This is a genomic window from Citrobacter sp. H12-3-2 (assembly GCF_009649895.1).
Lineage (GTDB): Bacteria > Pseudomonadota > Gammaproteobacteria > Enterobacterales > Enterobacteriaceae > Citrobacter > Citrobacter portucalensis.
Window position 1 is genome coordinate 4,050,730 of sequence record NZ_CP045837.1, and the last position, 23,830, is coordinate 4,074,559.

Consider the following 23,830-nt stretch of genomic DNA (forward strand, 5'->3'; position numbering starts at 1 on the left):
GTTTATCCTTATTTTTGTACTACGATATTTTCTTGTGAGGGATCGACATGCTGCATTTGCAGCTTTTCCGTTGCGATCCGTTCAACACGGCTATGGTCGCCGAGCGCGTTCTCCTCAAGGATCAAGTTGCGCCATTCGATATCCAGCGCATCTCGCTCCAGAACCAGCTGCTCACGCTGCGCAGTCAGTAACCGCGTATGGTGTGCTGTTGTCACGACGGTAACCGCCGTCAAAATAATGCAAATGAACAGGCAGAGTGGCAGCTTCCCAAACCGCAAAAGATCGTCACCGATCACGCCAGGCAAGGCATGGCGCTCGTTGCTTCCTATCGATCCTTTAACTTTGCTGAGGGCTTCTGTCACTCTGCTGATCATGCGTTCGTCCTCTCTGCAATACGCAGAACTGAACTACGGGCACGAGGATTCTCAGCTACCTCTTCTTCACCCGGCATCATCTTGCCTAGTGCTCTTAACTCACGGCCGCCCAGCTTTTTGATCTGCGCTTCGGTCATCGGTATTCCAGCCGGTACCTGAGGACCACGGCTTTGTTCACGCATAAAGCGTTTCACAATGCGGTCTTCAAGCGAATGGAAACTGATGATCGAAAGGCGACCACCTGGAGCCAGCACGCTGAGCGAGCTTTTTAGCGCCTGCTCTATCTCCTCCAGTTCACTGTTCACCCAAATGCGCACCGCCTGGAAGGTACGGGTCGCGGGATGTTTGAATTTGTCTTTCACCGGCATTGCCGCTGCAATAACTTCCGCCAGCTCTTTGGTGCGGGTCATCGGTTCGATGCGGTTGCGCTCCACGATGGCGCGCGCAATGCGTTTGCCGAAGCGCTCTTCGCCAAAGGTTTTAATCACCCAGGCAATGTCTGCTTCATCGGCGGTTTGCAGCCATTCGGCCGCTGACTGACCGCGTGTTGGGTCCATACGCATATCTAACGGACCGTCACGCATAAACGAGAAACCGCGCTCTGCATCATCGAGCTGCGGTGAAGAAACGCCGAGATCGAGAAGAATCCCGTCGATCTTACCGGTCAGTCCACGCTCGGCGACATAGTCAGCCAGCGCAGAGAAAGGTCCATGTACGATGGAGAAACGGGGATCAGTAATCGTTTTTGCAACGGCAATAGCCTGCGGATCGCGATCGATTGCCAGTAAACGTCCCTCTTCGCCAAGCTGGGAGAGGATCAGACGTGAGTGACCACCGCGACCAAATGTCCCGTCAATGTAGATGCCGTCTGGACGAATATTCAGGCCGTTTACGGCTTCATCCAGCAACACCGTTGTATGTTTATAATTTTCCGTCATTTTATAGAGACAAATCCTGCAATCGTTCCGACAACGCGCCAGTAACAGACTGCTCAGCGTCGATATCTTCCTTGACCTGTTGATACCAGGTCGTTTCATCCCACAGCTCAAACTTATTGAACTGCCCAACCAGCATCACTTCTTTCGTTAGCCCTGCGTGTTGCCGCAGAATGGGTGCTATCAGTAATCGACCAGCGTTATCCATCTGACATTCGCTGGCATGACCCAACAATAAGCGCTGTACGCGGCGCTCAACTGGATTCATGCTCGACAGACGCGATAGCTTCTGCTCGATTATTTCCCATTCAGGCAGGGGGTACAGCAGCAGGCACGGGTGATGGATGTCAATGGTGCAAACCATTTGACCGGTAGCGCTCTCAATCAGTTGATCCCGATAACGGGTAGGCACGGATAAGCGCCCTTTACTGTCGAGATTAACTAACGTTGCTCCCCGGAACATGCCAGTCTCACCCCCAATTACCACTTTATCCCACAAATTCCCACTTAAAGGAGTTTACGGAGCGGAGGAAAACCTTGTCAAGCAAGTCGCGGCGCTTAGCGGAGCAAAAAACCCATTGTTTACGGCTAATATCAGCGTTGAACAAATTCCGTACAGCAAACGAAGCAAATTAACGTCATGAATATTTGTAAGAAAAAAATCCAACAACTCATCATTGTTTAAAACAACTGAATATCATCCAAAGAAAATATAAAGTGTCAGTTTGCGACGCGAGCGGCATTTTAGGACAATATGCAGCGAGTTAACAGTACCAGTTAATCGGTCTGTACGCCGCGCAGAGCCGAGGAAAGCACCAGATGGCCGCAATACGAGAGCAAAGTGTTTGTTAATTCGGCAAATCCATACAAGCATGTAACAAAATAATACAAGCGTAACGCGTCGTTACGTATCAATAACCTAAAAATGGATAGTTGCATTTTTAATTCGGGGTATTTCAAGAATGATTTCAGATAATTCTAAAGAATATTCTTAAATATAATGCGGTTATTTCTGAGAATAGAAAAATTGAAGACGTCAGAGGCTTATCCCGCCGACGTCATCAATTGAGGAAACTTAGTTACGGCTGAGAATACCGCGACGGTACAGATTACGCCGTATACGCGTTAAACCTGGTTTTGGTTTACGCGGTTCGTCCAGACTTGCCAGTACAATCTCCAGCACGCGTTCTGCGACATCGCGATGGCGCTGTGCCACTGCCAGTACCGGGCACTGCAGGAAGTCGAGCAGTTCGTGATCGCCAAAAGTCGCAATCGCTAAATCAGACGGCAGTTGCCCATCACGACGCAGGGTCACATCCATCACGCCCTGCAACAGGGCAAACGACGTGGTAAACAACGCCTGAGGCATTGGGTGCGTTTCCAGCCATTTATCAAACAGCTGCGCAGCCGCTTCCCGCTCATAGCTGTTGGCGTACAGGAAATGGACTTCACGCGGATCGTCCTTCCACGCGGTACGAAAACCCTGCTCGCGCAGGAAACTGACGGATAATTCAGGAAGCGCGCCCAGATAGAGGACGGTTTCAGCAGGGAATTTGCGTAACTCCTCTGCCAGCATTTCGGCATCATCCTGATCCGCACCCACAACGCTGGTAAAATGTTCGCGGTCCAGTGCACGGTCCAGCGCCACAATCGGGAATGAACTGTTTGCCCAGCGTTGGTAGAACGGATGCTCAGGCGGCAATGAAGTCGACACAATAATGGCATCGACCTGGCGCTGTAAAAGATGCTCAATACAGCGCATTTCGTTATCCGGCTGATCTTCAGAGCAGGCAATCAACAGCTGATACCCACGCTGACGCGCCTGGCGTTCCAGATAGTTTGCGATCCGGGTATAGCTTGTGTTCTCAAGATCCGGGATCACCAGCCCGATAGAACGTGTGCGTCCAGCACGCAGCCCAGCCGCCACGGCATTCGGGTGGTAATTATGCTCACGCACCACCGCCATGACTTTTTCAACCGTTTTGTCGCTTACGCGATATTGCTTTGCTTTGCCATTAATAACGTAGCTTGCAGTCGTTCGCGAAACGCCGGCCAACCGAGCGATTTCATCCAGTTTCACAATTGCCCCTTGCGTAAAATGTACAAACCATAACCTTTTAGATGGCATGGGTTAAACTTCTTAACATCTAAGCGCAGAATAATGACTGCGGCAACCGCTTTTGTCTCTGGTTACTGCTGATTTCGCAAAAAAAAGCGCAGCAGGTAGCATCAGCGAAAGCGGGTTCGTTACCTGCAGGCAGGATAAGGCGTTTATGCCGCTATCCGGCATGACCTCCACGATGAGGCCTGATAGCGCTTTGCTTACCAGGCCTACGGTTGACGATTAGCGCATAATTTTATCGCCACGGGAGAGTCCCACCACACCGGAACGAGCAACTTCCACAATTTTGGCGACTTCACGCAAGGTTGCCAGAAACGCATCCAGCTTGTCGCTGGTGCCCGCCAGTTGTACGGTGTAGATAGACGGCGTCACGTCGATGATTTGCCCGCGGAAAATCTCCGTGTTGCGTTTCACCTCCTCCCGGCCATAACCGCTGGCCTGGATTTTCACCAGCATGATTTCTCGTTCAACATGGGCACCCTGCCCCAGCTCGCTAACGCGCAGAACATCCACCAGTTTGTGGAGCTGCTTTTCGATCTGCTCAAGGACTTTCTCATCCCCTACCGTCTGAATCGTCATCCGCGATAAGGTGGGGTCGTCGGTCGGCGCGACGGTCAGGCTTTCAATGTTGTATCCACGCTGGGCGAAGAGGCCAATCACCCGCGACAATGCACCCGACTCATTTTCCAGCAATACTGATAATATCCGGCGCATAATCAGGTCCTCTCCGTTTTGCTTAGCCACATTTCATCCATCCCGCCCCCACGAATCTGCATCGGGTAGACATGCTCACTGCCGTCGACGGTGACGTCGACAAACACCAGGCGATGGTTACGCACATGCTCCAGCGCTTCACCCAGCTTGCTCTCCAGTTCATCTGGATGATTAATCTGGATACCGATATGCCCATAAGCCTCAGCAAGGCGCACAAAATCGGGCAGCGACTGCATGTAAGACTGGGAGTGACGCCCGGAGTAGATCATGTCCTGCCATTGTTTGACCATGCCGAGATAACGGTTGTTAAGGTTGAGCACCAGCACCGGCAGTTCATACTGCAGCGCCGTCGACAGCTCCTGGATGTTCATCTGAATGCTGCCATCCCCGGTGACGCACACTACCGTTTCATCCGGCAACGCCATTTTCACCCCTAACGCCGCAGGTAAACCGAATCCCATCGTGCCGAGGCCGCCTGAGTTAATCCAGCGACGCGGTTTATCGAACGGATAATAAAGTGCGGCAAACATCTGATGCTGGCCAACGTCAGAGGTCACATACGCCTCCCCTTTCGTCAGACGCCAGATGGTTTCAATCACCGCCTGCGGCTTAATGCTTTCGCTTTGCGTGTCGTATTTCAGACACTGACGGGCGCGCCAGTGCTCAATCTGTTGCCACCAGTCACGGTTATCATCCAGTGGCTGCTGTGATTTCTCTTGCTCCAGCAGTTCGAGCATTTGATCCAGCACCAGACGGGCATCACCCACAATCGGAATATCCGCAGTAACGGTTTTAGAAATAGAGGTCGGATCGATGTCGATATGCAGCACGGTCGCATTCGGACAATATTTTGCCAGGTTATTCGTCGTTCGATCGTCAAAGCGAACGCCGACAGCAAAAATCACATCGGAATGATGCATGGTCATATTCGCTTCGTAGGTACCGTGCATCCCTAACATGCCCAGCGCCTGACGATGCGTGGCCGGAAACGCGCCCAACCCCATTAGCGAGGAGACAACCGGCAGATTCAGCTCTTCAGCAATCTGAGCTAACTGCTCATGGCAAGCAGCATTGACCGCGCCACCGCCCACATAGACAACCGGTTTCTTCGCCGCAACCAGCGTCTGTAGCGCCCGTTTGATCTGTCCTTTATGCCCCGTCGTCGTCGGATTATACGAGCGCATACTTACCGAGTCCGGCCAGCTATAAGGCAGTTTCTTCGCCGGATTCAGAATATCCTTCGGCAAATCCACCACCACCGGCCCAGGACGACCGCTTGCTGCCAGCCAGAAGGCTTTTTTCAGCACCTGTGGGATATCTTCCGTTTGTTTGACCAGGAAGCTGTGTTTTACCACCGGGCGGGATATACCTACCATGTCGCACTCCTGGAAGGCATCGTAGCCAATCAGCGACGTTGCGACCTGTCCGGAGAGGATCACCAGCGGAATGGAATCCATGTAAGCCGTTGCGATTCCGGTAATCGCGTTGGTCGCCCCCGGTCCGGAGGTAACTAATACGACCCCCACTTCTCCCGTGGCACGCGCCAGGCCATCAGCCATATGTACCGCCGCTTGTTCATGGCGAACCAGCACATGATCAATACCGCCGACCGTATGCAGCGCATCATAAATATCGAGAACGGCCCCCCCGGGATAACCGAATACCTGCTTCACACCCTGATCGATGAGCGATCGGACGACCATCTCGGCTCCAGACAACATCTCCATGGCTTGCCTCACTCTTATAATGAATTACGGTTTAACAACACATTAACCGCTGACGATGACGCATGGCAATTGACTCCGAAGGGGTGTCACTGGAGTAAATAAGAATAAAAAGGAGGAAAGACGCGAATAAACGGAGAATTAAACCAGCATAAGCAATCAGTATGATAAATAATCGCTTAAAAATGGGAACTTACAGCAATTACTCTATTTTTTGACACTTTTGGACAGACGTAAAAAATAGAGTTCAGCATAAAATTTCAGTTATAAAGACAAAAGCAGAATAAACAGGATGTATTGTCCGGTTTACTCTGCCAAGTGCTACTGCTTACAAACGGAGACTAACAGCTCTTCCATCCATTGATGTCCTTTATCCCGGCCCGCGGCTTCATGCCAGGAAAGATAGCATGTGCGGCTGTTCAATTTTAACGGTAAAGGTAAGATCTGTAGTTCTAAAGAATCGGCAAATTCTTCTGCTAACCAACGCGGCGCAATAGAGACCAAATGCGTTTGCGACACAATATTAAGAACGCTAATTAATGCCATGCCCTGATAAGCTACGCAGGATTGTTTATCCGGTGTGTCATACCACGGTTGGCTGAATGATGCGAAGCGATCAAGTGACACCACCGCATGCTGTTCATTATAGACATCGCTTTCCAGTAACGGACCACTAATGCGCGGATGCTTTTTACTTGCGACTAACACCATTTCGTCATTGAATAACGGAATACTGGTAAATTCAGGACGACGGAATTCTTCATAGCTAATAACGAATTCTGTTTCCTGGTAACGTAATTGATGCTCTGTATTTTGATTGAGTGAAGATTTAAATACGACATGAATGTTTGGTGCAACTTGCTCAACCCGATTATAAATCAACGACGTCAGAATATTATCCAATGGGCTGCATACGCAAAGATTGAATACGCGCTCGCTGCTGGCTGGCTCAAAACCCGATCCAGGCAGTTCATTTTGCACTAATTGCAATGCCTGGCGAACAGAACCAAATAGCTGGAAAGCTCTTGCTGTCGGCTGGATACCGCGTCCATAACGAACAAAAAGCTCATCATTAAACATCACTTTCAGGCGCGCGACCGCATTACTGACAGCGGGTTGGGACATCCCCAAAGTATGTGCGGCACGGGTAATGTTTTGTTCTTGCATCACCGCATCAAAGACGGTTAATAAATTAAGATCAACCATGCGAAGCTGTGGCTTCCCCATATCTATAATATTTGTTTTATCTATTATTTTTACTTCTGGCATATTTAACTCCACTGTCACTCTAAACTCCCTTTTCCCAGACGGAGTGAAGAAATAATCTCCGTTAATATGATTTACCATACATATAAGATGAGAAAAAGAAAAAACATTAAAATTAGGAAAACATAAAGGCACAAACCTAAATGAACAAAAAACCAATGCGAGCGCAGTGTGGCAGGTGTCACTGCACGGTGATTCATATGTTTAAATTTCAAAAACAATATAACCATAAGCATGGCGAATATACAATCATACGTATCGTGAATACGTATTTAAGTTTTAATTAAATGTTTATATTATTAATACATTAAAAGTTAACATTAATTTATCAATTATGTGGTGTTACACTGTCCATAGCCATTCACGATTACTATAAAAACAGATAAATCATAAAGATATGAAATCCCAAGAGCGACCTTTTCTTCAGTTCGCCGTTACAATAAATGCAAATAATTATGCTCAAATATGTCAAACCATGAAAAGTATGTACAACCATCAACTGATTAATTTTATGTACTCCGAAAAATTCAGCACAATTCGCTTAAGTTTTGCAGAAACTTCTCCCCTTAAGTAAGGCATTTGCTGGGGTGAGGGTTGACATCAGTCTTCATATCCAGTACCACTAAAAGCATATCGCATTCGCCTGGAGCTTAATTGATGACTTACATTGCTCGTTTTAACGGTCTACTACTACTAAACGCATCTTCATTGCGCGGTAGACTGGTGGACGACATTCAGCATTAAGTCAGCTCCAGTTAAGACAAAAACCCGCGCCGTTGCGCGGGTTTTTTTATGCTCGAAGCAAGGCGCCCTAAGAAACCAAGGACCTAAACCATGAGCCAGCAAGTCATTATTTTCGATACCACCTTACGCGATGGTGAACAGGCGTTACAGGCAAGCCTGAGTGTGAAAGAAAAACTGCAGATTGCGCTGGCCCTTGAGCGTATGGGCGTTGACGTGATGGAAGTAGGTTTCCCCGTTTCTTCACCGGGCGACTTTGAGTCAGTTCAGACCATTGCTCGTCAGGTTAAAAACAGCCGCGTTTGCGCCTTAGCACGCTGCGTAGAAAAAGATATCGACGTCGCAGCAGAATCGCTGAAAGTCGCTGAAGCTTTCCGTATTCATACGTTTATCGCCACCTCGCCGATGCACATCGCGACGAAATTACGCAGTACGCTGGATGAGGTCATTGAGCGCGCGGTCTACATGGTTAAGCGTGCGCGTAATTATACCGATGACGTGGAGTTCTCCTGCGAAGATGCAGGCCGTACCCCTATCGCCGATCTGGCTCGCGTTGTTGAAGCTGCTATTAACGCGGGTGCCAAAACCATTAACATCCCCGATACCGTCGGTTACACCATGCCTTTCGAATTTGGGGCAATCATTTCTGGCCTGTATGAACGCGTACCAAATATCGATAAAGCCATCATCTCCGTACACACCCATGATGATTTAGGTTTGGGCGTCGGCAACGCGCTGGCAGCCGTTCACGCCGGAGCGCGTCAGGTGGAAGGCGCGATGAACGGTATCGGCGAACGCGCCGGTAACTGCTCACTGGAAGAAGTGATCATGGCGATCAAGGTGCGTAAAGATATCCTGAATGTACAGACCCGCATCAATCACCAGGAGATCTGGCGTACCAGCCAGTTAGTCAGCCAAATCTGCAACATGCCCATTCCGGCAAACAAAGCCATTGTCGGCAGCGGTGCCTTTGCCCACTCCTCCGGCATCCATCAGGACGGCGTACTGAAAAACCGTGAAAACTACGAAATCATGACGCCTGAATCAATTGGTCTGAACCAGGTACAGCTGAACCTGACCTCCCGTTCCGGACGCGCCGCGGTGAAACACCGTATGGATGAGATGGGATATAAAGAAAATGAATACAGCCTGGACAACCTGTATGACGCATTCCTGAAACTGGCGGATAAAAAAGGTCAGGTATTTGATTACGACCTGGAAGCGCTGGCCTTCATTAATAAACAGCAGGAAGAACCAGAGCATTTCCGTCTGGATTACTTCAGCGTGCAGTCCGGCTCAAACGACATCGCCACCGCCTCCGTCAAGCTGGCCTGCGGTGACGAAGTCAAAGCCGAAGCGGCGAACGGTAACGGTCCGGTCGATGCTATTTATCAGGCCATCAACCGTGTAACTGAGTACAACATCGAACTGGTGAAATACAGCCTGACCGCCAAAGGGCACGGTAAAGATGCGCTGGGTCAGGTGGATATCGTTGCCAACTATAACGGTCGTCGTTTCCACGGCGTCGGTCTGGCGACAGATATCGTCGAATCTTCTGCTAAAGCGATGGTGCATGTGCTGAACAACATCTGGCGCGCCGAAGAAGTCGAAAAAGAATTGCAACGCAAAGCTCAGAACAACGAGAACAACAAGGAAACCGTGTGATGTCGAAGAATTATCATATTGCTGTTTTGCCGGGTGACGGTATTGGCCCGGAAGTAATGGCGCAAGCCCTGAAGGTACTGGACGCAATCCGCAACCGCTTTAATATGCGCATTACCACCAGCCACTACGACGTGGGTGGTGCCGCTATCGATAACCACGGTCAGCCGCTGCCACCTGCAACGGTTGAAGGCTGTGAACAAGCTGACGCCATTCTGTTTGGCTCCGTTGGCGGCCCGAAATGGGAAAACTTACCGCCAAACCAGCAGCCAGAGCGTGGCGCACTGCTGCCATTGCGTAAGCACTTCAAATTATTCAGCAACCTGCGCCCGGCTAAGCTCTACCAGGGGCTGGAAGCGTTTTGCCCTCTGCGCGCAGATATTGCCGCGAACGGTTTCGACATCCTGTGCGTACGCGAACTGACTGGCGGGATTTACTTCGGTCAACCAAAAGGCCGCGAAGGCAGCGGACAACATGAAAAAGCCTTTGATACCGAGGTTTATCACCGTTTCGAGATCGAACGTATTGCGCGTATCGCGTTTGAATCCGCTCGCAAACGTCGCCGTAAAGTTACGTCGATTGATAAAGCTAACGTACTGCAAACGTCTATTCTGTGGCGCGAAATTGTCAATGAAATTGCTAATGAATACCCGGACGTTGAACTGGCGCATATGTACATCGACAACGCGACTATGCAATTAATTAAAGATCCATCCCAGTTCGACGTGTTGCTGTGCTCTAACCTGTTTGGTGACATTCTGTCTGATGAGTGCGCCATGATCACCGGTTCAATGGGCATGTTACCGTCCGCCAGCCTGAATGAGCAGGGCTTCGGTTTGTACGAGCCTGCTGGCGGCTCCGCTCCGGACATCGCAGGGAAAAACATTGCCAACCCTATCGCCCAGATCCTGTCGTTGGCGCTGCTGCTGCGCTACAGCCTGGATGCCAATGATGCGGCAACCGCAATTGAGAGCGCCATCAACCGCGCATTAGAAGAAGGCATTCGCACCGGTGACTTAGCCCGTGGCGCTGCCGCAGTCAGTACCGATGAAATGGGCGACATCATTGCCCGTTACGTCGCAGAAGGGGTGTAATCATGGCCAAAACGTTGTACGAAAAATTGTTTGATGCGCACGTCGTCTTTGAGGCGCAAAACGAAACCCCACTGTTGTACATCGACAGGCATCTGGTGCATGAAGTGACCTCTCCGCAGGCGTTTGATGGTCTGCGCGCGCATGGCCGTCAGGTGCGCCAGCCAGCTAAAACCTTTGCCACCATGGATCACAACGTCTCGACCCAAACCAAAGACATCAACGCGTCGGGTGAGATGGCGCGCATCCAGATGCAGGAGCTGATTAAGAACTGTAACGAATTTGGCGTCGAGCTGTACGACCTGAACCATCCGTATCAGGGTATCGTTCACGTGATGGGGCCAGAACAAGGCGTGACGTTGCCGGGTATGACCATCGTCTGCGGCGATTCCCACACCGCTACACACGGCGCGTTCGGCGCACTGGCATTTGGCATTGGCACCTCTGAAGTTGAACACGTTCTGGCGACGCAGACCCTGAAACAGGGGCGCGCCAAAACCATGAAGATTGAAGTCAACGGTAAAGCAGCCGCTGGCATTACCGCAAAAGATATCGTGCTGGCGATTATCGGTAAAACCGGTAGCGCAGGCGGTACCGGACACGTCGTTGAGTTTTGTGGCGAAGCCATCCGTGCATTGAGCATGGAAGGCCGGATGACCCTGTGCAACATGGCCATTGAAATGGGCGCCAAAGCGGGTCTGGTCGCACCGGATGAAACGACCTTTAACTATGTTCAGGGTCGTTTACACGCACCGAAGGGCGAGGATTTTGACCACGCGGTTACATACTGGAAAACCCTGAAAACCGACGACAACGCGACGTTTGATACCGTCGTTACCCTGCAGGCAGAAGAGATCGCTCCGCAGGTCACCTGGGGAACAAACCCAGGTCAGGTCATCTCGGTGAACGATAATATTCCCGACCCGGCGTCATTTACCGATCCCGTTGAGCGTGCATCAGCTGAAAAAGCGCTGGCGTATATGGGGCTGAAACCGGGTATTCCGTTAACGGAAGTGGCTATCGATAAAGTGTTCATCGGTTCCTGCACCAACTCGCGTATTGAAGATTTACGCGCCGCGGCAGAAATCGCCAAAGGGCGCAAAGTTGCGCCGGGCGTGCAGGCACTGGTGGTGCCGGGCTCTGGTCCGGTGAAAGCGCAGGCGGAAGCAGAAGGTCTGGATAAGATCTTTATCGAAGCCGGTTTTGAATGGCGTTTACCGGGCTGTTCCATGTGCCTGGCGATGAACAATGACCGCCTGAACCCAGGCGAACGCTGCGCATCCACCAGCAACCGTAATTTTGAAGGTCGTCAGGGCCGCGGTGGTCGCACGCATTTAGTCAGCCCGGCCATGGCCGCCGCTGCCGCCGTTACCGGTCATTTTGCCGACATTCGCAGCATCAAATAAGGAAACTACCATGGCAGAGAAATTTACCCAGCATACCGGCCTGGTTGTCCCACTGGATGCCGCCAACGTTGATACCGACGCAATTATCCCTAAACAGTTTTTGCAGAAGGTTACGCGCACCGGTTTTGGCGCCCATCTGTTTAACGACTGGCGTTTCCTGGACGAAAAGGGCCAACAGCCGAATCCTGAGTTCGTTTTAAACTTCCCGGAATATAAAGGGGCATCAATTCTGCTCGCACGGGAAAACTTTGGCTGCGGCTCTTCACGCGAACATGCGCCGTGGGCACTGACCGATTACGGCTTTAAAGTGGTGATCGCACCAAGCTTCGCCGACATCTTCTACGGCAACAGTTTCAATAACCAACTGTTGCCGGTGACCCTGAGCGACGCGCAGGTTGATGAAATGTTCGCGCTGGTGAAAGCCAATCCGGGCATTAAATTTGAAGTGGATCTGGAAGCGCAGGTGGTGAAAGCAGGCGATAAGTCCTACAGCTTTAAAATCGACGACTTCCGCCGCCACTGCATGCTCAACGGTCTGGACAGCATCGGGCTGACGCTGCAGCATGAAGCGGCCATCACCGAGTACGAAGACAAACAGCCAGCGTTTATGCAGTAATCTCTTCCGCTGGTCACCGCACGGTGGCCAGCCCTTTCTCTTCGCCTAAAGCGTATCGCCGTAATAGATTTGGTAGCCAAGATTGACGCTGCCCGGCGCATCTTTCCCGTTCAAACGCTTAATCAGAATATCCGCCGCCGTTTTGCCAATCTCAAAGCGTGGCGTAATCACGCTGGCGATTTTTTGCAGCCGCGCACGGCCAATTTCCAGCCCGTGGAAACCGGCAATCGCCATTTTTCCCGGCACATCGTACTGCTGTGCCTGACACTCCAGCAGCGCGCCAACCGCCAGGTCATCGTTGGTACAGAAAATAGCGTCAATATCCGGCTTTTCCGCCATCGCCTGCTGGAACATCTTGCGGCCCAGCGCCACCGACGAAATAGTTTTTGGCGCCAGGTGGTACGCTTCCAGTCCCTGCGCCGCCAGCGCTTTCTCGGTGCCGCGAAAACGGCTAAGGTCTCGGGGGTCATCCATCGAGCCAAAGAAAGCAATGCTGCGTTTACCGCTGTCGATAAAAGCCTGCGTCATTTCAAACGCGGCTTTTTCGTTATCAAACCCAACCTGTATATCAAGATACTGGCCGCTAATATCCATCAGTTCCGCCACCGGTACGCCGCTGGCGCGCACGTACTGGATCATCCGCTCGGTATGCAGCTTTCCCGTGAGGATCAGGCCGTCGATATTGTAAGAGAGCAGGTTCAGCACCTCGCGTTCTTCACGCTCGGCATCATATTCGTAGTTGGCGATCAGCGTCTGGTACTGGCAGGCCGAGGTGACGGATTCAATCCCTGCCAGCACGTCGGCAAAGATCTGATTACGAAACGAGGGGATCAGCACACCAATGGTTTTGCTGCGTGCGTTGAGCAGAATTTCCGGGGCGCGGTTGGGGATGTAGTTGTTCTCTTCCATCACTTTCGAAATCAATTCGCGGCTGCGTTGCGACACCTGATTCGGGTCACGCAGATAACGGCTGACCGTCATCTTATTCAGCCCGGCCAGATTAGCGATATCCTGTAATGTCATCCGATTGTTTTTCATGAGGTTCTCTACGACCAACAGCCCATTATGCTCGCAGAGAACCTTATCACAGCCGGTTAGCGACTGCACTCCTCGCTCAACCTTAACGCGTAGCCATCTCAGCCGACGGCGACGTGGTTTCATTTTGCGCACGAACGCAGTACATCAGCACCACCGACGCCAGCAGAGCAATCGCCATGAAGGTGTAGGAGACGCCCGGCCCGCCGGTCACGCCGTTGAGGTAACCCACCAGCCACGCGCCGAGGAATGCCCCTAACGCGCCAAAACTGTTGATCATCCCCATGGACACGCCGGAGACGTTGCGCGGTAGCAGTTCGGGGATCAGCGCAAAGAACGGCCCGTAAGGCGCATACATACAGGCGGCGGCCACAACCAGCAGCGCGTAGGAGAGCCAGAAGGACTGGTTGCCCAACAGCCACGAGGCAAAGAACGCGATGGCGGCAATCAACAGCAGCGGCCAGATAAACAGCTTACGGTTCTGGAACTTATCGGACAGCCAGGAGACGGTCAGCATCAGGCAGATCGCCGCCAGATACGGTACCGCTGCCAGCCAGCCCACCGCCACGATGTCCATCTGCGCCGCATTTTTGAGGATTGACGGCATCCACATCATGAAGCCATACACCCCGATGCTCCACAGCGCATGCACCGCGCAAAGCATAATGACGCTGCGTGAACGCATCGCTTCACCGTAGTTACGCATCGGTTTGATGTCGCGCTGCTCGCGATCCATCGCCTGCTGTAATGCCTGTTTCTCCTGCTCGCTCAACCAGCCCGCATCCGCCGGTTTGTCGCGTACCAGAATCACCCAGCAGAACGCCCAGATCACCGCCGGGATACCTTCGATAATAAACATTTCGCGCCAGCCCCAGGCTTCAATCAGGTAGCCGGAGACAATCGACATCCACAGCACTGTGACCGGGTTACCGAGAATTAAAAAGGTGTTGGCGCGCGAGCGTTCAGTTTTGGTAAACCAGTTGCTGATATAAATCAGCATCGCGGGCATCACCGCCGCCTCAACGATCCCAAGAATAAAGCGAATAGCCATCAGCGTGGGAATGTTACTCACAAAGCCGGTCGCCGCGGCGCAGAGTCCCCAAAGGATCAGGCTGCAAAAGATCATTTTGCGCACGCTATGCTTAACGGCATACATCGCGCCCGGCACCTGGAAGAAGAAATAGCCCAGGAAGAACAGCGCGCCAATTAACGATGCGGTTCCCTGAGTAATTCCTAAATCATGTTCTATACCGGCGGCAGCGGCAAAGCCGTAATTGGCGCGGTCGAGATAAGCTAAGCTGTAGGTAATAAAAATAATCGGCATTAAATACCACCAGCGACGCGCCGGCAGTTTTGCGAGCATATTCATACTCACTCCTTGGATTATTGTTTTATCGCTCAGGCCGCGCGTAGCGGCCCATTATTGATCAGACCGCGGCCAGCATGCCGCCGTCCACAAACAGAAGATGTCCATTAACAAAGTCAGAGGCCGGCGCGGCAAGATAGACCGCCGCGCCAATCAACTCTTCCGGCTTACCCCAGCGGGCGGCGGGCGTTCGCTGGAACAGCCAGGCGGAGAATGCTTCATCGTTGACCAGCGCGGTGGTCATGTCGGTAGCGAAATAGCCGGGAGCAATGCCATTGACCTGAATATTGTATTCCGCCAGCTCCACGCACATGCCACGGGTTAACATTTTGACCGCGCCTTTTGACGCCGCGTATGGAGTAATGGTTTTACGACCTAATTCGCTTTGCATTGAGCAGATATTAATAATCTTCCCGCGGCGGCGTTGCACCATGTAGCGGGAAACCTGCTGCGACACCAGAAAGACCGATTTCTGGTTTACATCAATCACTTTGTCCCATTCAGCCTCCGGGAATTCTGTGAAGGGAAAACGACGCTGAATTCCGGCGTTGTTAATTAAAATATCAATGGCCCCAACTTCCTTTTCGATTTGCGCGATGGCGCGCGCAACCTCTTCCCCGTTGGTGACATCAAATCCATAGCCAACGGCGCGATAGCCTTCGGCAACCAGTTTGTCCGCCGCCGCCTGAGCGCGCTGCTGGGTAATATCGTTAATCACAATCTCAGCACCGTGCGCCGCCAGACCGTTGGCCAGCAGGTTACCAATGCCCTGAGCGGAACCGGTAATCAGCGCGCGTTTACCGGTCAGGTCGAATAGGTTCTTCATATAAAACTCCTTTTTTAATAACTGTTATGCGTAACTGTATACGCGTAACAGTAGAAAAAAGAAGATCCAGGAAGAGGAAAATGATCGTTATGTGATCAACATTGCATTTACGTGCAAGATGAAAAAAAGAGGGATTGGCCTGATAAGCGTAACGCGATCAGGCCGTAAGGACAGGTTGCCGGATGGCGGCGTAAACGCCTTATCCGGCCTACAAAAACGACAAAAGCGAATACGAAATGTCGTCCGGTCGAGCACTGCAACGCCGGGACTGCACCGGACTAAACATCCTTCACCCGCCCGGTCATCCACAGCGTCACCACCGAAATCACCGCAATCACCCAATAGACGGCATAGTGACCGTAGCTTTGCGCAACAGCCCCCTGAATCACCCCTGCCAGAATGACTCCCGTTGAAATACTGTTGGTAAATAATGTGGTCGCTGATCCCGCACGTCCGGGCATCAGATCCTGAAACCACAGCATGCCTATCCCGGCGATAATACCGATAAATACCGCGTTAAACAGTTGCAGCACCAGCAACGCCGTACGGCTGTGAAAGAAGATCAAACCAAGATAAAACAGCACGCCTGCTGCTACGGCGGCGATCATCATTCGCCGTTTGCCAAAGCGTTTCACGTAATAGCCCGCCAGAATCATCGCCGGAATTTCCAGCCCAGCCGCCGTCCCCATTAGAATCCCGGCCAGCTTGTCCGGCAAGCCCAGTTCGAGGCTTATCCACAGCGGCATATCGATGATGTACATGGTGTTGCAGGTCCACATCAGCGTGGAGGCAATAAACAACATACGCACATTTTTGTCCTGCCAACCACCGGTCTGTTCCAGCGGCACGTCTACAGGCTGCTCCACCCGAGCAACTGACGGCAGTATCAGCGCAATCAGCACCAGGCTAATGGCAAAAATCCCTGCGGCAATGGAAAACATCGCCGTAAAGCCGTAATTCAGCGCCAGCATAAAAGCCAGCGGTGGGCCAATTACCCAGGCCAGTGAAAGCTGCGCACGCATCACCGAGCTAAACATCACCACTTCACGCGCGGAGTTATCAGCATATTCCCGCGCCAGCGCAAACAGCTGCGGCATGGCGGTGTTCGCCAACGAGGCCAGCAGCACACCACAGGTGATCAGCGTAAGATAGTGACGATTAAAGGCAAACAGCAACGCATTGCCAATTGCCATCAGGCAGCAGAACATGATCAACTTACGTCGATCGCCCTGGCTGTCGGATCGTTTCGCGAGGCCAAGGCTGACGACGATCCCGACAATCGCATTGACGGTGTAAAACAGCCCGCCCCAAAATGGCTGCGCCCCGACTTCACGGCTCAGGAACAGACTCAGCGTGGGTGCCTGCAATGCCCCCGCCACGCCCATCATAAAAGCGACCAGCATAAATGCTGCGTAAACGCCGTTGAGGCGCCGTCCCATGGTCATAATCCAGAGCATATCTTTCCTTTTAAGCGCAGCTGAAACGAAAAAAGCCAGCAGATGATACCTGCTGGCGCGGCGATTAACACCAATACTCAGTCACACATGATGTCTGCAATTTCCAATTCAGGAGTCAGATGTCATCTCCCACTGCATCAGCTCTTCGAGCATCTTTAAGCGCTGCGGGGCACTCAGGCAAGCCAACCAGGACGATTTTTCTGTCGCGGTAAAGTACTTCAACCAGAACTGACGCATAGATGACCCCTTCGTTGTCTCATCGCTTCATCGGAATCTATTATTGGCTTAATATAGGGATTATAAAATTGCTGAGTTTTCCGCAGGAGTTCCCCTTTTATGTCTTCTGGTCGTTTGCAACAACAGTTCATCCGTCTGTGGCAATGCTGTGACGGCAAGACGCAAGAAACGACGCTCAACGAGCTGGCGGATCTGCTGAGCTGCTCGCGCCGCCATATGCGTACGCTGCTTAATACCATGCAGGATCGTGGCTGGTTAACGTGGGAAGCTGAAGTTGGACGAGGCAAACGCTCGCGACTGACATTCCTCTATACTGGGCTGGCGCTCCAGCAGCAGCGCGCGGAAGACCTACTGGAACAGGATCGCATCGATCAACTAGTGCAGCTTGTCGGTGACAAAACGGCCGTCCGGCAAATGCTGGTCTCCCACTTGGGCCGCAGCTTTCGCCAGGGTCGGCATATCATGCGCGTTCTCTATTATCGCCCGATGCACAACCTGCTCCCCGGTACAGCATTACGCCGCTCCGAAACCCATATCGCCCGCCAAATTTTCAGTGCCTTAATTCGGGTAAATGAGGAAAATGGGGAACTGGAAGCGGACATTGCCCATCACTGGCAGCAAATTTCACCTTTGCATTGGCGATTCTTCCTGCGCCCGGGGATCCATTTTCATCATGGCCGCGAGCTGGAAATGGAAGATGTTATCGCCTCGCTGAGGCGCATTAACGCCCTACCACTGTACTCACACATCACGCAGATCGTCTCTCCCACGGCCTGGACGCTGGATATCCATCTGGCCCAGCCAGATCGCTGGCTTCCCTGGCTATTGGGGCAGGTCCCGGCCATGATCCTGCCGCGAGAATGGGAAACGCTAAACAACTTTTCCAGCCACCCGATTGGTACCGGTCCGTATGCGGTAATGCGCAATACCAATAACCAACTGAAAATTCATGCATTTGATGATTACTTTGGCTACCGGGCGCTGATTGACGAAGTTAACGTTTGGGTATTACCAGACATCGGAGAAGAGCCTGGCGGCGGGTTGACGCTAAAAGGTCCAACAGAGGATGAAAAGGCGATCGAAAGCCGCCTCGAAGAAGGTTGCTACTACCTGTTGTTTGATGCGCGTAGCCACCGTGGCGCGAACCAGGAGGTTCGCGAGTGGGCAAGCCGCGTTCTCTCGCCAACAAATTTAATCTGCCACGCCGATGAACAGTACCAGCGGTTGTGGTTTCCCGCCTACGGTTTGCTTCCCCGCTGGCATCACGCCAAACCAGGTCATGGTGAAAAACCCGCCGGGCTGGAAACGCTGACGATCACCTACTATCGCGATCATATCGAACACCGGATTATCGCGCAGATCATGAAAACGTTGCTGGCGCAGCATCAGGTACAGTTGAATATTCAGGAGATCGACTACGATCAATGGCATGCAGGTGAAATCGTCAGCGATATCTGGCTCAACAGCGCCAACTTTACCCTCCCGCTGGACTTCTCACTGTTCGCCCATTTGTGCGAAGTCCCTTTGCTGCAAAACTGTATCTCGCGTGACTGGGAAAACGATGCGGCTCGCTGGCGAACGGGCGAAATGAGCCTGGCAGCATGGTGCCAACAGTTGCTCGCCACAAAGGCCATTGTGCCATTAATCCACCACTGGCTGATCATTCAGGGACAGCGCAGTATGCGCGGGCTGCGCATGAATACCCTCGGCTGGTTTGATTTTAAATCGGCGTGGTTTGCTCCGCCGGATCCATAAGAGCCAGCTCTTAATTGCTGCCCGGCAACAAAATCACTACACTAACGCCGTTCTCAACGGGGTGCTAAATAAAAAACATACACAAGATCATTCATGATGCATCAAGGCGGCAAGCGAGTGAGTCCCCAGGAGCATAGATAACTATGTGACTGGGGTGAGCGAGCGCTGCCAACACAGAGGCAGCGTGAATGATGAAGTGTATGGGCTGAGAGATACCCGTCGAACCTGATCCGGATAATGCCGGCGAAGGGATTTGAGGCTTATCTCAAGTCCTTTGCCACCCAACTCTTGAGGTGCAAAGTGTTTAAAAAATGTCTTCCGCTTTTACTGCTGTGCGCAGCGCCTGCTTTCGCTAAACCTGTACTGACCGTCTATACCTACGACTCGTTCGCAGCTGACTGGGGCCCGGGCCCGACAATCAAAAAAGCCTTTGAAGCTGACTGCAACTGCGAGCTAAAACTGGTCGCGCTGGAAGATGGCGTTTCGCTGCTTAACCGCTTGCGCATGGAAGGAAAAAACAGCAAAGCCGACGTCGTACTGGGTCTGGATAACAACCTTCTGGAAGCCGCTACACAAACCAAACTGTTTGCCAAAAGTGGTGTTGCAAACGACGCCGTTAACGTACCCGGCGGCTGGAAAAACGATACCTTCGTTCCGTTTGATTACGGCTATTTCGCCTTCGTTTATGATAAAAACAAGCTGAAAAATCCGCCCAAAAGCCTGAAAGAACTGGTAGAGAGCGACCAAAAATGGCGCGTCATTTATCAGGATCCGCGCACCAGCACGCCGGGATTGGGTCTGCTGCTATGGATGCAGAAAGTCTATGGCGATAAAGCGCCAGAGGCGTGGCAGAAACTGGCAGCCAAAACCGTCACCGTCACCAAGGGCTGGAGCGAAGCCTACGGCCTGTTCCTGAAAGGTGAAAGCGATCTGGTGCTCAGTTACACCACCTCTCCGGCCTATCACATCATCGCCGATAAAAAAGACAACTACGCCGCGGCCAACTTTAGCGAAGGCCACTATTTGCAGGTGGAAGTCGCCGCCCGTACCGCGGCCAGCAAGCAGCCGGAACTGGCCGAGAAATTCCTGAAGTTTATGGTATCCCCGGCATTCCAGAATGCGATTCCGACCGGCAACTGGATGTATCCCGTGACGCAAGTCGCCCTACCGCCAGGATTCGAGCAACTGAATAAACCGGCCACCGCGCTGGAATTTACGCCGCAGCAGGTTGCGGCTCAACGTCAGGCATGGATTAGCGAATGGCAACGCGCCGTCAGCCGTTAATCCCCGGCTGGCTGGTTCCAGGGCTTACCGCCGCCACGCTAATGGTGGCCGTTGCCCTGGCCGCATTTTTGGCACTGTGGTTTAACGCCCCGCAGGGAGAGTGGCTCTCGCTGTGGCAAGATGACTACCTGTGGCACGTGGTGCGCTTTTCTTTCTGGCAGGCTTTTTTATCCGCAGTGTTGTCGGTTGTCCCGGCGATTTTCCTTGCCAGAGCGCTCTATCGTCGTCGTTTTCCAGGACGTCTGGCGCTGCTGCGTCTGTGCGCAATGACGTTAATCCTGCCAGTGCTGGTCGCGGTATTCGGTATTCTTAGCGTCTACGGCCGCCAGGGTTGGCTGGCCTCGCTCTGGCATACATTCGGGCTGGAGTGGACGTTTTCGCCATATGGTTTGCAGGGCATTCTGCTGGCGCATGTCTTTTTCAATCTGCCGATGGCCAGCCGCCTGCTGTTACAGTCGCTGGAGAATATTCCCGGCGAACAGCGGCAGTTAGCCGCTCAGTTGGGTATGCGTGGCTGGCATTTCTTCCGTTTTGTTGAATGGCCGTGGCTGCGTCGTCAGATCCTGCCCGTCGCGGCACTCATCTTTATGCTGTGCTTCGCCAGCTTCGCCACCGTTCTGTCGCTTGGCGGCGGGCCACAGGCCACCACCATCGAGCTGGCTATCTATCAGGCGCTGAATTTTGATTACGATCCTGCCCGCGCAGCCATGCTGGCGTTGATCCAGATGGTTTGTTGTTTGGCGCTGGTGCTCCTCAGCCAACGTCTGAGCCGGGCGATTGCTCCCGGTGCTACCCTGTTACAAGGCTGGCGCGATCCCGACGATCGCCTGCACAGCCGACTGGCTGACGCAATCCTGATTATTCTTGCCCTGTTGCTGTTACTGCCGCCGTTGCTGGCGGTGATTGTCGATGGCTTAAACCGCCATGTTCTGGATGTACTGATGCAGCCAGTGCTGTGGCAGGCGCTGGGAACCTCGCTGCGCATCGCATTAGCAGCAGGAGCGTTATGCGTGATACTCACCATGATGCTGTTATGGAGCAGTCGTGAACTGCGCGCCCGACAGCAGGTGCTGGCAGGCCAGATGCTGGAGCTTAGCGGCATGATGATCCTCGCCATGCCGGGTATCGTGTTAGCTACCGGCTTCTTTCTGCTGCTCAATAACACCGTTGGACTCCCCACATCTGCCGACGGCATTGTGATTTTCACCAATGCGCTGATGGCGATCCCTTACGCGCTGAAGGTACTGGAAAACCCAATGCGTGACGTGACCGCACGCTACAGTATGTTGTGCCAGTCGTTGGGAATTGAGGGATGGTCGCGCCTGAAAGTGGTTGAACTACGGGCACTGAAACGCCCGCTGGCGCAGGCGATGGCGTTTGCCTGTGTACTGTCGATTGGCGACTTTGGCGTGGTGGCGTTATTTGGCAATGAGGATTTCCGCACCCTGCCGTTTTATTTATATCAGCAGATTGGCTCTTATCGCAGTCAGGATGGCGCGGTTACGGCGTTATTGCTGCTGATCCTGTGCTTTACGCTGTTTACCGTTATTGAGAAATTGCCGGGTCGAAATGTTAAAACTGATTGATATCACATGGCTTTATCACCATTTGCCCATGCGCTTTACGCTGTCGGTCACGCGCGGTGAGCAAATAGCTGTACTCGGGCCCAGCGGCGCCGGGAAAAGTACGCTGCTGAATCTGATTGCCGGCTTTCTCACGCCTGCCAGCGGTACCATGATGATTGACGGTGAAGATCACACCACCACGCCACCCTCACGCCGTCCCGTTTCCATGTTGTTTCAGGAAAATAACCTGTTCAGCCATCTGAGCGTACAGCAAAACATCGGCCTGGGCCTGAATCCGGGATTGAAGCTGAACACATCGCAGCGGGAGAAAATGCACCACATCGCTCAACAAATGGGACTCGACTCTCTGCTGGAACGCCTCCCCGGTGAGCTTTCCGGCGGGCAGCGGCAGCGCGTGGCGCTGGCGCGTTGTCTGGTGCGAGAACAACCTATTTTACTGCTTGATGAACCGTTCTCAGCGCTCGATCCCGCGCTGCGCCAGGAGATGCTAACGCTGGTCGCCGAAGTCTGTCGCGAGAAGCAGCTGACGTTGCTGATGGTTTCTCACAGCGTAGAAGATGCCGCGCGAATTGCGTCCCGCTCGATTGTGGTCGCCGACGGGCGCATCGCGTGGCAGGGCAAAACGGACGATCTGTTAAGCGGCAACGCCAGCGCCTCGGCGCTATTGGGCATTAAAGCATAATGCGTTGCCGGATGACGGCGTGAACGCCTTATCCGGCCTGTAGGTCGCACATTTTGTAGGCCGGATAAGGCGAAGCCGCCATCCGGCAAAGGTATCGTCAGTAACCTACAACCTTACGCAGAATGTCGATATACACCGGCATCAGCGGATGGCGCAGTAACGCCACCAGCGCGACCACGCCGATCCCGAGCGTTAACGGCGCCAGATACAGCAAACGGCTGCGGGGGAAATACACCGTTAAGCGATCGACAGCCGCTTTGCCACTACGCCATAGCCGCCAGCAAAACCAGCCGCCCACCCAGAGCAACACCGCCGTCGCCAGCAGCAACCATTTAAAATCCCCGCTCTGCATATCAGAAGGGATATCAATTGCCGCTCCCGCCAGGATCCCCGGCAGGAAGTAGAACGGTGGCCACAGCACGCAGCCAATAATATTCGGGACGATAAATTTAGCGACAGGCAGATCCAGCATGCCTGCTACCATCGGCACCAGCGGGCGCGTCGGTCCGACAAAACGGCCTACCAGAATGGTAAACATGCTGTGTTGATGCAGGGCGTGCTCGGTTTTATCCAGCAACGCCTTGTTCTTTTTCATGAACGACCAACGGTGCAATGGCTTTTTAAAGCGCCAGCCCAACCAGAAGGAGATCCAGTCCCCCAACAGGCAGCCGACAATGCCCGCAAGCCAGGCATGCCAGAAGTTCAGTTCGCCGCTGCCAATCAGCGCGCCCAACCCCGCCATCATCACGGTCCCGGGCAGAATCAGACCAACCAGCGCCAGCGACTCCAAAAAAGCCACCAGAAGTACGGCGATCAGAGAGTACAGGGCGGACTGGAGAATAAAGTGTTCCAGCAATGCTTGCATAATGTGTCCGTCAAATTTACGAAGCAGGGATTTTGATAACCCCTCTCAACTTCGTCAAGCCATCAATTGTCTGAATAGATTGCGAG

22 protein-coding genes and 1 riboswitch are annotated in these 23,830 nt (G+C 52.7%); of the genes, 9 read left to right on the top strand and 13 right to left on the bottom strand.

What is annotated here, in order from left to right; translation table 11 throughout:
- Positions 1-8: 8 nt before the first annotated feature.
- The 7 genes from ftsL to leuO all read right to left on the bottom strand — a co-directional run bounded on the left by ftsL (position 9) and on the right by leuO (position 7,138).
- Positions 9-374, bottom strand: coding sequence for a cell division protein FtsL (gene ftsL, locus GHC22_RS19310; RefSeq protein ID WP_000625651.1), 366 nt, complete (start codon positions 372-374; stop codon positions 9-11).
- Positions 371-1,312, bottom strand: coding sequence for a 16S rRNA (cytosine(1402)-N(4))-methyltransferase RsmH (rsmH, locus tag GHC22_RS19315; protein WP_003018789.1), 942 nt, complete (start codon positions 1,310-1,312; stop codon positions 371-373). Before rsmH ends, ftsL begins: the two co-directional genes overlap by 4 nt.
- Position 1,313: 1 nt before the next feature.
- Entirely contained in the window at positions 1,314-1,772 is a 459-nt protein-coding gene (gene mraZ, locus GHC22_RS19320) for a division/cell wall cluster transcriptional repressor MraZ (protein ID WP_057067430.1), read from the bottom strand.
- A 612-nt stretch (positions 1,773-2,384) separates the two neighbouring features.
- Positions 2,385-3,389, bottom strand: coding sequence for a catabolite repressor/activator (cra, locus tag GHC22_RS19325; RefSeq protein ID WP_003018794.1), 1,005 nt, complete (start codon positions 3,387-3,389; stop codon positions 2,385-2,387).
- Positions 3,390-3,653: 264 nt separating this feature from the next.
- Positions 3,654-4,145 (bottom strand): acetolactate synthase small subunit, encoded by a 492-nt coding sequence (gene ilvN / locus GHC22_RS19330; RefSeq protein ID WP_003829566.1) that lies wholly within the window; start codon positions 4,143-4,145, stop codon positions 3,654-3,656.
- 2 nt (positions 4,146-4,147) lie between these two features.
- Positions 4,148-5,872, bottom strand: a complete 1,725-nt coding sequence (gene ilvI, locus GHC22_RS19335; RefSeq protein WP_125362738.1) for an acetolactate synthase 3 large subunit — start codon at positions 5,870-5,872, stop codon at positions 4,148-4,150.
- A 318-nt stretch (positions 5,873-6,190) separates the two neighbouring features.
- On the bottom strand, positions 6,191-7,138 hold the full coding sequence (gene leuO / locus GHC22_RS19340) for a transcriptional regulator LeuO (protein WP_020996231.1): 948 nt from the start codon (positions 7,136-7,138) through the stop codon (positions 6,191-6,193).
- Positions 7,139-7,792: 654 nt separating this feature from the next.
- Here leuO and leuL point away from each other — a divergent pair.
- The 5 genes from leuL to leuD all read left to right on the top strand — a co-directional run bounded on the left by leuL (position 7,793) and on the right by leuD (position 12,651).
- Positions 7,793-7,879, top strand: a complete 87-nt coding sequence (gene leuL, locus GHC22_RS19345) for a leu operon leader peptide (RefSeq protein ID WP_048998978.1) — start codon at positions 7,793-7,795, stop codon at positions 7,877-7,879.
- A 90-nt stretch (positions 7,880-7,969) separates the two neighbouring features.
- Complete coding sequence (gene leuA, locus GHC22_RS19350; protein ID WP_008786191.1) at positions 7,970-9,541, top strand: 2-isopropylmalate synthase; 1,572 nt, start codon at positions 7,970-7,972, stop codon at positions 9,539-9,541.
- Positions 9,541-10,632: a 3-isopropylmalate dehydrogenase gene (leuB, locus tag GHC22_RS19355; protein WP_003829570.1), complete on the top strand. Its 1,092-nt coding sequence runs from the start codon at positions 9,541-9,543 to the stop codon at positions 10,630-10,632. Before leuA ends, leuB begins: the two co-directional genes overlap by 1 nt.
- A gap of 2 nt (positions 10,633-10,634) precedes the next feature.
- Complete coding sequence (gene leuC, locus GHC22_RS19360; RefSeq protein WP_008786189.1) at positions 10,635-12,035, top strand: 3-isopropylmalate dehydratase large subunit; 1,401 nt, start codon at positions 10,635-10,637, stop codon at positions 12,033-12,035.
- A 10-nt stretch (positions 12,036-12,045) separates the two neighbouring features.
- Positions 12,046-12,651 (top strand): 3-isopropylmalate dehydratase small subunit, encoded by a 606-nt coding sequence (leuD, locus tag GHC22_RS19365; protein WP_003829572.1) that lies wholly within the window; start codon positions 12,046-12,048, stop codon positions 12,649-12,651.
- Positions 12,652-12,696: 45 nt separating this feature from the next.
- Here the strand turns inward: leuD and GHC22_RS19370 are convergent, their stop codons facing one another.
- The 5 genes from GHC22_RS19370 to sgrT all read right to left on the bottom strand — a co-directional run bounded on the left by GHC22_RS19370 (position 12,697) and on the right by sgrT (position 17,572).
- A complete protein-coding gene (locus GHC22_RS19370; protein WP_032944294.1) occupies positions 12,697-13,689 on the bottom strand; it encodes a LacI family DNA-binding transcriptional regulator in 993 nt (330 codons plus the stop codon).
- A gap of 82 nt (positions 13,690-13,771) precedes the next feature.
- Positions 13,772-15,055, bottom strand: coding sequence for an MFS transporter (locus GHC22_RS19375; RefSeq protein WP_153753736.1), 1,284 nt, complete (start codon positions 15,053-15,055; stop codon positions 13,772-13,774).
- Positions 15,056-15,113: 58 nt separating this feature from the next.
- Positions 15,114-15,878 (bottom strand): gluconate 5-dehydrogenase, encoded by a 765-nt coding sequence (gene idnO / locus GHC22_RS19380; protein ID WP_153753737.1) that lies wholly within the window; start codon positions 15,876-15,878, stop codon positions 15,114-15,116.
- A gap of 278 nt (positions 15,879-16,156) precedes the next feature.
- Positions 16,157-17,335 (bottom strand): sugar efflux transporter, encoded by a 1,179-nt coding sequence (locus GHC22_RS19385; RefSeq protein WP_153753738.1) that lies wholly within the window; start codon positions 17,333-17,335, stop codon positions 16,157-16,159.
- 108 nt (positions 17,336-17,443) lie between these two features.
- Positions 17,444-17,572 (bottom strand): glucose uptake inhibitor SgrT, encoded by a 129-nt coding sequence (gene sgrT, locus GHC22_RS19390; protein WP_020996233.1) that lies wholly within the window; start codon positions 17,570-17,572, stop codon positions 17,444-17,446.
- 99 nt (positions 17,573-17,671) lie between these two features.
- Between sgrT and sgrR the strand changes: the two genes are divergently transcribed.
- From sgrR to thiQ, 4 genes are all read left to right on the top strand, one after another.
- A complete protein-coding gene (gene sgrR / locus GHC22_RS19395; protein ID WP_057067388.1) occupies positions 17,672-19,327 on the top strand; it encodes an HTH-type transcriptional regulator SgrR in 1,656 nt (551 codons plus the stop codon).
- Between the two features lie 47 nt (positions 19,328-19,374).
- Positions 19,375-19,597, top strand: a riboswitch (TPP riboswitch).
- A 30-nt stretch (positions 19,598-19,627) separates the two neighbouring features.
- Complete coding sequence (thiB, locus tag GHC22_RS19400; protein WP_153753739.1) at positions 19,628-20,611, top strand: thiamine ABC transporter substrate binding subunit; 984 nt, start codon at positions 19,628-19,630, stop codon at positions 20,609-20,611.
- Entirely contained in the window at positions 20,587-22,197 is a 1,611-nt protein-coding gene (thiP, locus tag GHC22_RS19405) for a thiamine/thiamine pyrophosphate ABC transporter permease ThiP (RefSeq protein WP_153753740.1), read from the top strand. The genes thiB and thiP overlap by 25 nt, the downstream gene beginning before the upstream one ends.
- Entirely contained in the window at positions 22,181-22,879 is a 699-nt protein-coding gene (thiQ, locus tag GHC22_RS19410) for a thiamine ABC transporter ATP-binding protein ThiQ (RefSeq protein ID WP_032942352.1), read from the top strand. The genes thiP and thiQ overlap by 17 nt, the downstream gene beginning before the upstream one ends.
- Positions 22,880-22,976: 97 nt before the next feature.
- On the opposite strand, the gene GHC22_RS19415 is transcribed toward thiQ, so the two are convergent.
- Complete coding sequence (locus GHC22_RS19415) at positions 22,977-23,744, bottom strand: DedA family protein (protein ID WP_153753741.1); 768 nt, start codon at positions 23,742-23,744, stop codon at positions 22,977-22,979.
- Between the last annotated feature and the right edge of the window lie 86 nt (positions 23,745-23,830).